The organism is Gilliamella sp. wkB292, from assembly GCF_001690235.1.
In the GTDB taxonomy this organism is placed as follows: Bacteria; Pseudomonadota; Gammaproteobacteria; order Enterobacterales; family Orbaceae; genus Gilliamella; species Gilliamella apicola_F.
This window is the reverse complement of the sequence record NZ_LZGO01000028.1, coordinates 1-14,925: the sequence shown is the minus strand read 5'-3', so window position 1 is coordinate 14,925 and position 14,925 is coordinate 1. Positions and strand designations below refer to the sequence as shown.

18 protein-coding genes are annotated in these 14,925 nt (G+C 35.6%); 10 read left to right on the top strand and 8 right to left on the bottom strand.

The window, feature by feature from the left end:
* Positions 1-42: 42 nt before the first annotated feature.
* The 5 genes from ruvX to rsmE form a co-directional block, all read right to left on the bottom strand.
* Positions 43-453 (bottom strand): Holliday junction resolvase RuvX, encoded by a 411-nt coding sequence (gene ruvX, locus A9G09_RS02780; RefSeq protein WP_065633393.1) that lies wholly within the window; start codon positions 451-453, stop codon positions 43-45.
* A gap of 3 nt (positions 454-456) precedes the next feature.
* Positions 457-1,014 carry a YqgE/AlgH family protein gene (locus A9G09_RS02775; protein WP_065633392.1) on the bottom strand — a complete coding sequence of 186 codons (558 nt, stop codon included), beginning with the start codon at positions 1,012-1,014 and terminating at the stop codon, positions 457-459.
* A 19-nt stretch (positions 1,015-1,033) separates the two neighbouring features.
* Positions 1,034-1,486: a GNAT family N-acetyltransferase gene (locus A9G09_RS02770; RefSeq protein WP_065633391.1), complete on the bottom strand. Its 453-nt coding sequence runs from the start codon at positions 1,484-1,486 to the stop codon at positions 1,034-1,036.
* Positions 1,487-1,495: 9 nt separating this feature from the next.
* Positions 1,496-2,446: a glutathione synthase gene (gene gshB / locus A9G09_RS02765; RefSeq protein ID WP_065633390.1), complete on the bottom strand. Its 951-nt coding sequence runs from the start codon at positions 2,444-2,446 to the stop codon at positions 1,496-1,498.
* A gap of 194 nt (positions 2,447-2,640) precedes the next feature.
* Positions 2,641-3,366: a 16S rRNA (uracil(1498)-N(3))-methyltransferase gene (rsmE, locus tag A9G09_RS02760; RefSeq protein WP_065633389.1), complete on the bottom strand. Its 726-nt coding sequence runs from the start codon at positions 3,364-3,366 to the stop codon at positions 2,641-2,643.
* A 101-nt stretch (positions 3,367-3,467) separates the two neighbouring features.
* On the opposite strand from rsmE, the gene folB reads away from it, so the two are divergent.
* The 4 genes from folB to A9G09_RS02740 all read left to right on the top strand — a co-directional run bounded on the left by folB (position 3,468) and on the right by A9G09_RS02740 (position 5,555).
* A complete protein-coding gene (gene folB, locus A9G09_RS02755) occupies positions 3,468-3,839 on the top strand; it encodes a dihydroneopterin aldolase (RefSeq protein WP_065633388.1) in 372 nt (123 codons plus the stop codon).
* A 22-nt stretch (positions 3,840-3,861) separates the two neighbouring features.
* A complete protein-coding gene (locus tag A9G09_RS02750) occupies positions 3,862-4,854 on the top strand; it encodes an MBL fold metallo-hydrolase (protein ID WP_065633387.1) in 993 nt (330 codons plus the stop codon).
* A 64-nt stretch (positions 4,855-4,918) separates the two neighbouring features.
* Entirely contained in the window at positions 4,919-5,125 is a 207-nt protein-coding gene (locus tag A9G09_RS02745; RefSeq protein WP_065633386.1) for a hypothetical protein, read from the top strand.
* Position 5,126: 1 nt separating this feature from the next.
* Positions 5,127-5,555: an EamA family transporter gene (locus A9G09_RS02740; protein ID WP_065633385.1), complete on the top strand. Its 429-nt coding sequence runs from the start codon at positions 5,127-5,129 to the stop codon at positions 5,553-5,555.
* Here the strand turns inward: A9G09_RS02740 and moeA are convergent.
* The 3 genes from moeA to rsmI all read right to left on the bottom strand — a co-directional run bounded on the left by moeA (position 5,547) and on the right by rsmI (position 9,033).
* Entirely contained in the window at positions 5,547-6,773 is a 1,227-nt protein-coding gene (gene moeA, locus A9G09_RS02735; RefSeq protein WP_065633384.1) for a molybdopterin molybdotransferase MoeA, read from the bottom strand. The genes A9G09_RS02740 and moeA overlap by 9 nt on opposite strands.
* A 155-nt stretch (positions 6,774-6,928) precedes the next feature.
* Positions 6,929-8,020: a redox-regulated ATPase YchF gene (ychF, locus tag A9G09_RS02730; protein WP_065633383.1), complete on the bottom strand. Its 1,092-nt coding sequence runs from the start codon at positions 8,018-8,020 to the stop codon at positions 6,929-6,931.
* Between the two features lie 185 nt (positions 8,021-8,205).
* Complete coding sequence (rsmI, locus tag A9G09_RS02725; RefSeq protein ID WP_065633382.1) at positions 8,206-9,033, bottom strand: 16S rRNA (cytidine(1402)-2'-O)-methyltransferase; 828 nt, start codon at positions 9,031-9,033, stop codon at positions 8,206-8,208.
* Positions 9,034-9,386: 353 nt separating this feature from the next.
* On the opposite strand from rsmI, the gene nlpD reads away from it, so the two are divergent.
* The 6 genes from nlpD (at position 9,387) to A9G09_RS02695 (ending at position 14,743) form a co-directional block, all read left to right on the top strand.
* Positions 9,387-10,499 (top strand): murein hydrolase activator NlpD, encoded by a 1,113-nt coding sequence (nlpD, locus tag A9G09_RS02720; protein WP_218056806.1) that lies wholly within the window; start codon positions 9,387-9,389, stop codon positions 10,497-10,499.
* A gap of 117 nt (positions 10,500-10,616) precedes the next feature.
* Positions 10,617-11,369 (top strand): 2,3-diphosphoglycerate-dependent phosphoglycerate mutase, encoded by a 753-nt coding sequence (gene gpmA / locus A9G09_RS02715; RefSeq protein WP_065633380.1) that lies wholly within the window; start codon positions 10,617-10,619, stop codon positions 11,367-11,369.
* A 106-nt stretch (positions 11,370-11,475) separates the two neighbouring features.
* Positions 11,476-12,054: a thymidine kinase gene (locus tag A9G09_RS02710; protein WP_065633379.1), complete on the top strand. Its 579-nt coding sequence runs from the start codon at positions 11,476-11,478 to the stop codon at positions 12,052-12,054.
* Between the two features lie 169 nt (positions 12,055-12,223).
* Positions 12,224-13,432, top strand: a complete 1,209-nt coding sequence (locus tag A9G09_RS02705; protein WP_065633378.1) for an aldose 1-epimerase family protein — start codon at positions 12,224-12,226, stop codon at positions 13,430-13,432.
* A 263-nt stretch (positions 13,433-13,695) separates the two neighbouring features.
* Positions 13,696-14,292 (top strand): UbiX family flavin prenyltransferase, encoded by a 597-nt coding sequence (locus A9G09_RS02700; RefSeq protein WP_065633377.1) that lies wholly within the window; start codon positions 13,696-13,698, stop codon positions 14,290-14,292.
* A gap of 22 nt (positions 14,293-14,314) precedes the next feature.
* Positions 14,315-14,743, top strand: a complete 429-nt coding sequence (locus A9G09_RS02695) for a pyridoxamine 5'-phosphate oxidase family protein (protein ID WP_065633376.1) — start codon at positions 14,315-14,317, stop codon at positions 14,741-14,743.
* Positions 14,744-14,925 lie beyond the last annotated feature (182 nt).

Here is a 14,925-nt window from a genome sequence, read left to right as displayed (position 1 = left end):
GGCGATCTATAATTATATGAAATAACCAATTAATTAACATAATTAATTGGCTTCAAACCAACTTTCTAGAATGATAATCGCTGATGTTGCATCAACATGCCCCTTTTCAAGAGCTTTATAACCGCGAGAAGCAAAAATATGAGATTTAGCTTCAACGGTAGATAGCCGTTCATCTTGCAGATGGACTTGATAACCAAACATACCATGCAAACGATTAGCGAATTTACGTGCTCGAGCAGTTAACGGTTGTTCAGTCCCATCCATGTTAAGTGGTAAGCCTACAACCAAATAGTCAGGTTTCCACTCATTTAAAATTTTTTCAATTGCTTGCCAATTCGGAATACCATCACGCGCTTTAAAAGCGCATAATGGATTTGCTGTTTTGGTAATATCTTGCCCAATCGCAGCGCCAATGCTCGCGGTTCCAAAATCAAATGCAATTATTGTTGCCATTTATTATGCATTTCCCATTTGGTGCGAAATCGTATTTATGTTAATACCGAGTGATTGCGCTGCTTTTTGCCAACGATCTTCAATTGCGGATTCAAAAATAATTTTTGGATCAACATCTGTCACTAACCAATCATTACGTGCTACTTCAGCTTCTAATTGCAGTGACTGCCACCCGGAATAACCCAACGCTAAAAACATATCTTTAGGTTGCTCGGGTGAACCGATTGATTTAAGTAGATCAAGCGATGTAGTAATCATTACATCATCCGAAATTTTTATGCTAGAGGCGAAGCCTTGCTGGGGGGTATGCAAAATAAAACCTTGTTCTTCAGCGATAGGTCCACCAGCGAAAACAGGATGTTCAAGTTCAGCACAGTTTTTACTTGCAGTAATTTCAAGTCGAGTTAATACTGCGGCTACATTAAGATCTTGTATTGGTTTATTAATAACAATCCCCATTGCCCCATCACGATTATGTTCGCAAATATATACAACAGATCGGCTAAATGTTGGATCATTGATAGTTGGCATTGCCACAATAAAATGATTTTTTAGATTCATATGCTCACATTTCTATAATTTATAATGCACATTTGCCAATTTTTACATGATGTTGGATATCACAACGCATCAATAATTCAGGCTCGTTACTCTCTTCATTGATTGATTCGTTGATAATTTCAAATTGTTGCGATAAAAAAAAGTTAATTGCAGAACTATTTTTCTTATAAACATGTATTAGTAACTCACTATGGCGTTGCTTAGCTTTTTCAACTAGTGCTTTACCAATGCCTTGTCCACGATATTCAGGTACAACAAATAGACCCGAGATGTAATTTTCGGTTACGCCAATGAAACCTTTAACACCGTTAAGATCTTGTACATAGACCGTTGACATCGGAATTAACATTTTGACAATATCATAATTTTGTTTAAAAAATTGCGGATCAATAAAGCTATGTGCTTGTTGGTTTCCTTCAAGCCATATATTCATCACTGTATCTAAATCTTTACTTTGAAATTCTCTAATCATTTTTTTGCTCTACTTATTTAATCGACGTTCAATCGCATCCATTAACATACCGGTAATAGAAAGTTCTGGGTTTTCAGCTTCAATCTCACGTACACATGTTGGACTTGTGACATTGATTTCAGTTAGTTTATCACCAATAATATCTAAACCAACAAATAGTAAACCTTTTTGTTTTAAAACTGGAGCGATGCTTTTAGCAATCAGCCAATCACTTTCACTTAATGCTCTAACTTCCCCATGTCCACCGGCAGCAAGATTACCTCTGGTTTCGCCTTTTTGCGGGATTCTGGCTAAACAATAAGGAACGGGTTCACCGTCGACAACTAAAACTCGTTTATCACCGTCTTTAATAGCCGGTATGTAGGTTTGAGCCATGCAGTAACGGCTATTATGTTCTGTAAGTGTTTCAATAATTACCGTGACATTAGGATCGCCCGCTTTTATTCTGAAAATCGAGGCACCGCCCATACCATCAAGGGGCTTTAAAATAATATCGCCGTATTCTTGATAAAACGATTTTAGTTGATTGGTTTGACGGGTAACGAGTGTTTTTGGCGTAAATTCAGCAAACCACGCAGTGAATAACTTTTCATTACAATCTCGCAAACTTTGTGGTTTATTTACTACCAGTACACCTTTTGCTTCAGCCCGTTCGAGAATATAAGTTGCATAGATAAATTCAGTATCAAATGGTGGGTCTTTTCGCATCAATATTACGTCGAGTTCACTTAATGGCAGAGTTTGTTCATCTCCCATATCAAACCAGTGAGAATAGTCGTTATGAACGGTTAAAGTACGAGTGGTTGCATAAGCTTCACCGTTTAGTAAGAACAGGTCGTTCATCTCCATATAAAAAAGTTGGTAGCCTCGTTTTTGTGCTTCATCTAACATGGCAAAACTGGTGTCTTTTTTTATTTTTATTTGGCTAATTGGATCCATTACAATACCAAGCTTAATCATGGTAACTCCTTACTGATTTTTATTGGTTTTACTAATACGATATTACGTTGTGCGATTTTATACCGTTTATAAGGTATGTTTGAAACATTATTGATAAATGGTGTTATAAAATAGCATTTAAATATGCTGGCAACTATCATACTCGTTACTCAATGAGATGCAAATAAACATTTATTATCACGCTTTTTTATTGATTATCCCAAATCACCAAAACGAACTTGTAATGCAGTTATGGCTGTTAGCGCTGCTGTTTCGGTGCGTAAAACTCGTGGACCGAGTAATAGGTCAGTAAAATGATATTGATGAGTCAAATTTATTTCGTCATCTGAAAGCCCACCTTCAGGACCAATAAGTAGATTAAGGGTGTTATGTTTGCAAGATAATTGGTTAATACCTTGCTTAGCTTTAGGGTGAAGATTAAGTTTTAGCCCGTCAGTTAAATTTGCACACCAATTTTCTAATTTCATAACTGGATTTATTTTAGGAATAATATTACGTCCACATTGTTCACAAGCAGAAATCACGATTTTTTGCCATTGTTGGACTTTTTTTTCCAGCCGTTCTTCATCGAGTTTGACTCCACAACGTTCAGAAAGTAAAGGTGTAATACTTGCAACACCTAGTTCGACTGATTTTTGGATAGTAAACTCCATTTTTTCGCCACGAGACATGACTTGTCCTAAATGGATATTTAAAGGTGATTCACGATCATCTAAAATCAAAGCTTTTGTTGTTACCTTTACAGATTTTTTATTAATCTCGTGTATGATAGCGGGCAAAATATGGTTTGAACCATCAAAAAGGGTAATCTCTTCACCGACTTTCATTCTTAAAACACGAATAAGATGATTGAACGCGTCATTATTTAATTCTATTAGGCTATTTTGGGCTAGAGGGTAAGGTTGAAAAATTCGGGTCATAATGTTCGTTATTTAATATTATTTGCAATAAATTATAGCGTAAATTCTCAATATTCGGTAATCTCTATTTTTACGCAATTAAGCTTTCGGAATTTGAGATAATGAGTGTACAGAGCAAAGATAGGGTATTGATTGAAGGATTAACCACATTAGCAACGATTGGCGTATATGAGTGGGAAAAAACCATCAAACAAAAACTAATACTTGATCTAGAAATGGCGTGGGATAATCAACCTGCTGGCGAAAATGATGATGTTGCACTTTGTTTGGATTACTTTAAAGTGAGTCAAGCTGTAACAAATTTTATCACTTCAACCGCATTTGAATTAATTGAAAGTGTTGCTGAGCGTGTTGCACAATTAGTCATCCAGCAATTTGCTGTTAAATGGATAAAAATCAAAGTCTCCAAACCAAGCGCAATTGCCAATGCAACTAATGTAGCGGTTGTGATTGAACGGACATCTCGTTTTTAATAACATAAGTATAGATTTTATTATGAACAATATACATGATGCCATTTCTAATCAATGCCATCGAACCGCAAAAGGTTTTCAAAATGAACAACCATTTAAAATAAAATTACGGGATATTTGGCGTTGGCATCGACAACGAAAAGTTTTACCACCAAAAATGGGGTACGATGCATTTAGACAAACGTGGTGTGAAAATATAGATTTAACGTTGAGCGGTGACCGCGTATGGTGGATAGGGCATTCAACAACATTAATTCGCTTAAATAACAAAATAATATTGACTGATCCTATTTTTTCACAGCGAGCATCACCCTTACAATGGATGGGACCTAAACGTTTAACCCCTGCTGCAATAAGTATTGATAAGCTTTCTCAGCTTGATTTTATTGTTATTTCGCATAATCATTATGATCATCTAGATTTTACTAGTATAAAAAAGCTTATTGTACGGTTTGCTAATGTTACCCTGCTTGTTCCGCTAGGATTGAAAACTAAATTAATCAAATGGGGAGCAAAGAATGTAATAGAATTGGATTGGTGGGATTCAATTAATATCAATGATATTACGTTTACTGCTACGCCGGCTCAGCATTGGAGTAAGCGGGGCCTATTTGATACCAATAAAGTATTATGGTGTGGTTGGATGATGCAGTCTAATTGTGATGGCTTAACTAAGACAGTTTATTTTATGGGCGATACCGGATATTCACCCAGTTTAAAAAAAATTAATGAACGTTTTAGCAAAATTGATTTAGCCTTAATTCCAATAGGTGCTTATGCGCCAAGGTGGTTTATGCAATCACAGCATATCGATCCAGCGCAAGCAGTGCAGTTATATGATGAACTTAATTGTCAATCTGCCATAGCTATTCATTGGGGAACATTTGAATTAGCCGATGATCCATTAGATGAGCCTCCTGAATTATTAAGCTCACTTAAGCACTCGCGTCAGTTTTATTTATTGAAAATAGGCGGTAGTTTAGCTATTAATCCCGAGAATTATGAATTAAAATAATATTAATCAACAATAATATGAATAAATTAAAAAAAGCCATTGGCCTAGAATATTGAGGAAACATATGAAATCTAATCTTATTGCATTGTCCTGCTTAGTAATGAGTTTAACTTTAGTTGGTTGTGGTGGCAAAAATGATGAAGGCAAAAAATACCATTGGTCAAAAGCACATGGCGTTTTAGAAGATTGCCGTGGTGTGATGAATAAATCACAACAGTGTGAAACTAACGGTAATAATCAACAATATTTGTTTCAAATAGATAGGTATTAATATGAGTGCTTGGCTCATTTATGCATTATTGTCGGCAATTTCGGCTGCTTTTGTCGCTATTTTAGGTAAAATTGGTTTACAGCATCTTGATGCCAACACCGCAACTGCTATTCGTGCAATTGTAATGGCTATCTTCTTAGTGGGCGTTGTGGTAGTACAAGGTAAACTGAACTTGATTAGTACTTTTTTGAACGACAAAAAAGCGTTATTTATCATTGCACTTAGTGGTATTGCTGGCGCTTTATCTTGGTTGTTTTATTTTATGGCAATCAAAGAGGGCAAAGTATCTCAAGTTGCCCCTATAGATAAGCTGAGTGTCGTTTTTGCTGTTATCTTTGCCGTCATTTTATTTGGTGAAAAAATTTCCTTTCTTGCCAGTATCGGCGTTTTAATGATTGCCGCTGGTGCAATTTTAGTTGCACTATTTTAGTAGTGCATTAAATAGCTCAACGGTAACAAGTTCGCCTTTTTTAACATTGCCCCGTTCTTGTTCAAGCAAAATAAAGCAGTTAGCGCTATTGAACGATTGTGTTATGTGTGATCCTTGTTGACCTGTTGTGGTGACGGCTAACTCACCTTGATCATCAATGTATAGTTTGCCGCGTTGAAAATCCATCCGGCCGATACTTTTTTTCAAATCACAGGCAGTTTTGACGGTAAAAGATGTATTGATCGATAAGCGTTGTTGTCCACCCAACATTAAAATTATTGGTTGAACTAATTGATAAAAAGTCACTAATGTTGAGACCGGATTACCCGGTAATCCACAAAATAATGCATCGCCAATTTTACCTAGTGCAAAGGGTTTTCCGGGTTTGATGGCAATTTTCCAAAAATCAATTTCGCCCAATTGTTCTAAAGCTATTTTGGTATAATCGGCATCACCAACCGATACTCCACCACTTGTAATGATTAAATTAGCTTGTTTAGCGGCATTAGATAACGCCTGTTTGATTTGCATGGGATCGTCAGGAATAATACCTAAGTCGATAATTTCGCAATTTAGTTTTTGTAATAATAATCTTAAGGTGAAACGGTTACTATCATAAATACTAGTGTTATTAGATAAAGGCTCACCAATAGAGGTTAATTCGTTACCAGTAGAAAAAATAGCTACTTTCAATTTTTTAAATACGGTAAGTTGATTAATTCCTAGCGTTGCAAGGGTTGATAGGGTTGGTATGGTTAATTTAGTGCCACACTCAACGGTGATAGCATCTTTTTTTATGTCTTCTCCACATCGACGAATGTTATCACCGCTTTTTATTTCATTTAAAAATGTAATTCCTAAATCCGATTTTTCGGTTTGCTCTTGCATGACAACTGCATCTGCATCATTAGGTAAGGCCGCACCTGTCATAATTCGTAAACATGTGCCTTTTGGCCAATGAAGATTGTCAATATCATCGCCTGCATAAATAACGCCTGCTACTGGTAGAGGTTTTGACTGTTTAATATCTGATAATCTTACCGCATAACCATCCATGGCTGAATTATCAAAGCTTGGCACATTCATTGGCGATATTACCGGTTTTGCCGTTATCCGATCGAGGGAGTCAAGCAAACTCACTTGCTCACAATTGGGTAATTTTACGGATGATATGGCTTGCAGAATTTTTTGTTTGGCTTGTTCAAAAGTGAGTAGCATAAAAATGAGCCTTGCTTAAATTTAAAAATCCATTTTGTTATAACTAACAAGTAGAGTTAACTAGTAAATAGCTTTTAATAAAACATGATTTGTTATCAATTTATGGTTAAATTCGTTTAACAAATCGCCGCCTAATGGCGACGATATAAGCAGGATTAGACATTAAATAAGAAATTCATAATGTCACCATCTTGTACGACATAATCTTTACCTTCAGAGCGCATTTTACCTGCTTCTTTTGCGCCTTGTTCACCACCATATTTAATAAAATCATCAAAAGCGATAGTTTGTGCGCGAATAAAGCCTTTTTCAAAGTCGGTATGAATTTTACCGGCTGCTTGTGGGGCGGTATCCCCGACCGAAATCGTCCATGCACGAACTTCTTTAACACCCGCTGTAAAATAGGTTTGTAAATTAAGTAAGCTGTAGCCTGCGCGAATGACTCGATTAAGCCCTGGTTCAGTTAAACCAAGGTCTTGCATAAATTCATCACGATCGGCATCATCAAGTTCGGCTAATTCTGCTTCAATAGCTGCACAGACCGGTACCACTACTGATTTTTCTTGAGCAGCTATAGCTTTAACTTTTTCTAAATACGGGTTATTTTCAAAACCATCTTCATTTACATTAGCAATGTACATAGTTGGTTTTAACGTTAAAAAACTTAGGTATTTAATTGCTTCGAGTTCTTCTTTACTTAAGTCTAAAAGTAATAATTTTTTCCCTTGCTCTAAATGTGGTAAACATTTTTCAAGGATTTCTAACTCAAATTTGGCATCTTTATCACCGCCTTTAGCTCGTTTTTGTACACGAGTTATCGCACGTTCACAGGCTTCAAGATCGGAAAGTGCTAGTTCAGTATTGATAATTTCGATATCTTCTGCGGGATCAATCTTACCAGCAACATGGATAATATTGTCGTTTTCAAAACAACGAACAACATGACCAATAGCTTCAGTTTCGCGAATGTTAGCTAAAAATTGATTACCCAAACCTTCACCTTTTGATGCGCCTTTCACTAAACCGGCAATGTCAACAAACTCCATCGTTGTGGGTAAAGTGCGCTGTGGTTTAACAATTTTAGCCAATTCATCTAAACGTGGATCGGGCATAGGTACAACACCAGTATTGGGTTCAATTGTACAAAATGGAAAGTTAGCTGCTTCAATACCTGCTTTAGTTAATGCGTTAAAAAGAGTTGACTTGCCAACATTTGGTAGTCCGACAATACCACATTTAAATCCCATACTTTTAATTACCTTTTATTCTAAAATAGCTTGAAAATAGAGGCTAATTATATACTAAATCGTGCCGATTGTGCCAATGTTCTTAGTGTTGAATGCAAAGTTAACAAAATTATTCGGAGGTTTATTTAATAACCGTGCTTTAGTTGATTGCAACAAGCAAGACCTATATCGCTATTTGTTTATGGTTAATTCTCAACAGTTAAACCGAGTTGATAAAGTTGATTTTTTTTAAGCCCATAAATTTCAGCTGTTATGGCAGCCGCTTTTTTTAGCGGTAACTCTTTTTGCAATAATTTTAAGGTATTAATCACGTTTTCATCGATATCCTCATCGCTTTTAGTGTGACCTTCAACAATCAAAACAAATTCGCCTTTTTGACGATTAGTATCTTCATTCAACCAATTAATTAACTCTGCAATAGGGTAACTGACTATGGTTTCCCAAGTTTTAGTCAGTTCTTTGGCAAGCACAATCATTCTTTCATGACCAAATACAGTTTGCATATCGTGTAATGTATCTAACAAGCGATGCGTCGATTCATAAAAAATCATTGTGTGTGATTGATTAACTAATTTAACCAAACTATCTTGCCGTGCTTTCGTTTTAGCCGGTAAAAATCCTTCATAACTGAATTTATCAGAAGGAAGACCTGCAACCGAGAGCGCAGCAATTGCTGCACAAGCGCCAGGAATAGGCACGACTTTAATATCATTTTCACGACAAGCTTTAACTAAATGATAGCCTGGATCATTAATTAACGGTGTACCCGCATCGGATATTAATGCGATGGATATTCCTGATTTAAGTTTTTCAATCAAAATTTGGGCTTTTTGCTGTTCATTATGATCGTGTAAAGAAAACAGTTTAGCTTTAATCGCTAAATGTTGTAAAAGTAAACCACTATGGCGGGTGTCTTCAGCTGCAATAAGATCAACACTTTTAAGTGTTTCAATTGCTCTTAGGGTAATATCATCCAGATTACCGATAGGGGTTGCAACAATATATAGAGTCATTATGTTAAGTCACATTCAATTTTGGTTGAAAAATACGATAAATATACTATACGAACTAGCATTTTATTGTATATACTCACCACTTTCAAAATAAATCCTATTTAGGATCGAATAATTGATTAATTCAATGTTGGTAAGATATTAATCATATGTAGGGCAATCAACGATATTGTTGAACAACAAATGGTATTTTTGTGCTAAATTAATAGCTAGAAAGTAGAAATTAAATCGAACAATATTCACTACTTTGATTATGACATTGGAACAGCATAATAAATAATCAATATAATAGCTTTTTACGATAAAAGCGATAAAATATGCACATAAAAAATATATGAATGAAGGGTGTTGCTTTGAAAAAGATTCTTACATTAAGTTGTTTAAGTTTATTGATTGTGGCTTGTACACAGTCAAATCCTGCTGAAATTGAAGATATTTCTGATTCATCATCAAGTAATGGTGTGACACAGGGTTATAAAAAACCACCAGCTAATATTTCAACCGGTGGTAGAATATCAACGCCTGTGAGTTCTCCAACAACTTATTCGACGCCTTCATCAAGACCTGTTACTACAACCACAACCAGTGTTCATAATAATGTTTTAACGACTAATGAACGAACCGTTTATAACCGTAATTATGATGAAATTCCTAAAGGTGGTTACAAAGGCGATACCTATACAGTTAAACGTGGTGATACACTATTTTATATTGCATGGGTAACGGGGAATGATTTCCGATCTTTAGCAGCTAAAAATAATATTAAAGAGCCTTATGCTGTCAATGTTGGGCAAGTACTCGATGTGAGTGGCGGCACAACAGTTGTAACACAAACACAAACACAAAAGACAACATCTAATCATACTCCTTCTATGGTTTATATGGATGATGATAAGACTACCGCAGCGGCACAAGCCAAAACTAAACCGGTAATGACAACAACCACTACCACGACAACTACAACATCTGGTAATAACCAACCACCTAAAACTACTCAAAAAACTGAAACAGTGACTGAGCCACTCAATAATACGCCTAGCCCTAACATCAGTGCGAGTAGTTCAGCTAACACATTTTTACCAACCTCGCCAGTGTCAAATGTGGCGAATATTGCGTGGCAATGGCCAGCAAAAGGTAAGATTATTGAAAAATTCTCTAATGCAAGCAAAGGTATTGATATTGCTGGTTCATTAGGTGACAAAGTTGTTGCTGCCGCTGACGGTCGTGTTGTTTACTCAGGTAATGCTTTACCGGGTTATGGTAATTTAATCATCATTAAACACAATGATGACTATTTAACTGCCTATGCACATAACCAATCAATTTTAGTAAAAGAACAACAAGCAGTGAGAGCAGGTGAACAAATTGCCACAATGGGTGCAACAGGGACTTCATCGGTAAGACTGCATTTTGAAATCCGCTATAAAGCGCAATCTGTTGATCCATTGAAATACTTATCAAAATAATTAAAGTTTTATGTAAGCTTTATTGAGGCATAAAACACATAATGCACGGTGTGTTCCGTGCATTATTATGAATATAAATTTAACCATTTTATTCTACGAAACAAAGGAGCTATACTCATGGCAGTAAAAAAATTAGTGCTTATTCGACACGGAGAAAGTGTTTGGAATCAAGAAAACCGTTTTTGTGGTTGGACAGATGTTGATTTATCTGAGAAAGGTAAAAAAGAAGCAGCTGAAGCTGGACAACTTCTAAAAAAAGAAGGGTTTACTTTTGATTTTGCTTATACATCTGTTTTAAAACGCGCAATCCATACTTTATGGCATGTTTTAGATGCAGTTGATCAAGCATGGTTACCGGTTGAAAAAAACTGGAAGCTTAATGAACGTCACTATGGTGCATTACAAGGTTTAAATAAAGCAGAAACAGCGGCTAAATATGGTGATGAACAAGTCAAATTGTGGCGTCGTGGTTTTGCAATTACGCCTCCAGCACTTGAAAAATCAGATGAACGTTTTCCTGGACATGATTCACGTTACAGCAAATTACCTGAATCAGAATTACCATTAACAGAAAGCCTTGCATTAACGATTAAACGTGTGCTTCCTTATTGGGAATCAACTATTGCACCACGTGTTGCTAAAGGTGAGCGTGTGATTATTGCAGCGCACGGTAACTCTTTACGAGCATTAGTCAAACACCTTGATAACATCAGTGATGATGACATTATTGAACTAAACATCCCAACTGGTGTGCCGTTAGTGTATGAATTTGATGACAATATGAAAGTTGTTAAACACTATTATTTAGGTAATGCTGATGAAATTGCTGCAAAACAAGCAGCGGTTGCAAATCAAGGTAAAGCTAAATAATAAATATTTAATTTATACTTAAAAAGGTAGGTATAGTACTTACCTTTTTTATTATCTTAACAATCTCTTTTTTATCTATTTCACTTTACTTCTTGAGAGTCTTATTTTGTCGAAAATATACTATATTTATGCCGTGATGAATGCGGGAAAATCAACCGAGCTATTACAAATAGATCATAATTATTTAAGTAACAACATGCAGACTTTATTACTTAAGTCGTCTGTTGATACACGTGATTCCGCGGTAGAAATTGTATCGCGATTAGGGTTGCGTAAAAAAGCATTATTGCTTGACGATAATAGTGTTGATGAGATCATTGCACTTATCAAAAAAAATAATTATGCCTGTATATTGATTGATGAAAGCCAGTTTTTATCTAAAAGTACTATATGGAAACTATCGGATGTCTGTGATGAATATGGTGTACCTATGATGTTTTTTGGCTTAAAAACCGATTATATGGGACATTTATTTGAAGGCTCAAAAACCTTACTTGAAATTGCCGATAATTTTCGCGAATTAAAAACTGTTTGTTGGTGTGGTAAAAAAGCAACAATGAATTTGCTAGAAGGACAAGATGGTAAAATTGTTAAATTTGGTAATTCAATTCATCTTGGCGATAGTGAGTTCCATTCAGTTTGTCGTAAACATTGGAAAGCAGGTCAAGTTAGGCCAAAAAGCTAATTTCAGCAAGTTTTACTGTATGTGTGTATAACTTTGTCTAACGTTATTTGATTTGAAAAAAATGTGAATGACTTCTCATTTTTACGATATTGTTTTATTGATTCCTTTAATTTTGTGTCATATTAACTGAACCGATTCAGTTTCGTTTTATTCATTATAAGGAATCACTATGAAAATCAAAATTGTTTCATCTGCTCTATTACTTGGTCTGCTTAGCTATAATGCCAGTGCAAAAGAGTTTGTCTTAATCGATAACGAAAAAGGTATTGCAGAAGGTAACTGGTCGATTTTTAGCAAAGATTTGGGTGTAAAAAATGAAAAATTTACTATTCAAAACACGGTGCTTAAAGGCGGTAAACAAGAAGGAACTGAATTACTAACAATAACAAGTGATGTTTTGACTATTAAATTAATTCCTACGCGTGGCTTAGGTATTTTATCGGTAGAAAGTGAGGGGATTCGTTTAGGCTGGGATTCGCCTGTTAATGAAGTTGTTAACCCTAAATTTATCAATTTAGAAAGTCGCGGTGGCATCGGTTGGTTAGATGGCTTTAACGAAATGATGGTTCGTTGTGGTTTTGAATGGACTGGACATGCCGTTCAAGCCGATGGCATGATGTATACGCTTCACGGACGAGCACAAAATACGCCTGTATCAAAATTAATTGTCACAATCGAAGATAAAGCGCCGTATACTATTAATATTAAAGGTCTGATAAAAGAAAACACATTCAAAAAAAGTCATTTAGAAACGTGGGCATCACTTAGCTATGTGCCAGGAAGTAATGATTTTACCGTACATGATGTCGTTACAAATAAGAGTGATTATACCCGCGATTATCAAATCATTTATCATAGCAACTTTGGTACGCCAATTCTTGAAGAAGGCGCTAGATTTGTTGCGCCAGTTAAAGAAATTTCACCTTTTAACGATTATGCAAAAGAAGGATTAGCGACGTGGCAAACTTATTTAGGCCCAACTAAAGGTTTTGATGAAATGGTCTTTAACGTTTATCCATTTGCTGATGCAAATAATCACACACAAGTAATGGTCACCAATAAAGCAGGAGATAAAGCAGCAGGTATCGCTTTTAATACCGAACAATTACCAGTACTTTCTCTATGGAAAAATACCGATACCCTTAAACAAGGCTATGTGACGGGGCTTGAGCCTGGTACCAGTTTTGCCTATCCTGTAACTATAGAGCGAGAACAAAAACGCGTTCGTCAATTGGCACCGGGTCAAAGTACAGAGTTTACTCTAACGTATAGTTTATTATCGGGTAAAGATGCTGTAAGTAAATATGAAGCGCAAATTAATGCAATTCAGGGTGAACAACAAACCCAAGTTGTTACTCAACCTATGGCCAAAGAATAACTAACCAATTTTGCTACCAACGCACAGTTGGTAGCTATCTCATCTATCTATTTTTTGATGTTTTTCATCTCTAAAATTATCATCTAAATAAAAGTAGTTTGAAAATGTATTGCTGGTTGATACTTGATTCGCTTTTAATTGGTAGGTATAGTCGGTAAAATTATGTCTATATATGACTGAAAACTTGAACGATGATTTTACATTGCTAGTGCTAAAATAGTAATTCACTATTTATGTAATTTTACTGAAAGATAAGGATAGAAATGGCAAACCGACGAATAATAATTGGTATTAGTGGTGCAACAGGAATTGCTTATGGTATTAAAGCGCTAGAACTGTTAAAACCGTTAGATATCGAAACGCACCTTGTTATTTCTAAAGCTGCACAAATAACCTCTAGCTACGAAGTCCCCAATATGAGTATAAAACAGATTCAAGCATTAGCAGATAGTGTTTATTCCATTAATAATATTGGTGCAGCGATAGCCAGTGGCTCTTATAAAACTATTGGTATGTTAGTTGCTCCCTGTTCAATGCGCTCTCTATCTGCAATTGCGAATAGTCTATCTGATAATTTACTTACTCGAGCGGCTGATGTGGTACTTAAAGAGCGTCGTCGCTTAGTCTTAATGACGCGAGAAGCCCCATTACATCTAGGACATATTAAAAATATGGAAGCGGTGACATTAATGGGAGGAATTATTTTTCCACCTGTTCCTGCCTTATATCAACATATTGAAAGTGTTGATGATATGATAACGCATAGTGTTGCAAGAGCCTTAGACTTGTTTGATATTGATATGCCATGCCTACCTCGTTGGGGTGAAGATATGCAACTCAATAGTAAAATAATTGAATGATATGATAAGCAACAAATTTTGTATGCAACCTAATCGTAAGATCATTGAATTTATCAAAAAACAGCATGTACTTTCGTTAAGTGTGATTTTATCAAATAATCAACCTTGGGCATGTAATACCTTTTATGTATTTGATCAAGAGTTGATGAATTTATATTTTCTCACTGAGCTAAAAACTCAGCACGCTAATGCAATGCTAAACCAGCCACAGGTAGCAGGTACAATTAGTATCACGCCTAGAACTGTTGCTCAAATTCAAGGTATACAGTTTGTGGCAATAGCAAAACAGCTAAGTGATCAACACGCTATGCATGCTTATTCACTGTATTATCAAGCTTTTCCATTTGCTAAATTAATGAAAGCGCCAATTTGGTCACTGGAATTACAGTACATTAAAATGACCAATAATTTACTCGGTTTTGCGCATAAAGATATTTGGACAAGAAACTAATCTTTTCCCCGTCAGGTTAATCAGTTTTTCTATTTTTATCCGTTTTTATATCCATTCAATTCGTTCAAATTGAGTTTTTTGAATCGCTATTCTTATCCCATAATTCAAATTTACCGCGTTTAAGTAAGATGATTGGCAATCTTTAAAGATTAACCTTGTTATAAAAAAAAATTATAAATATA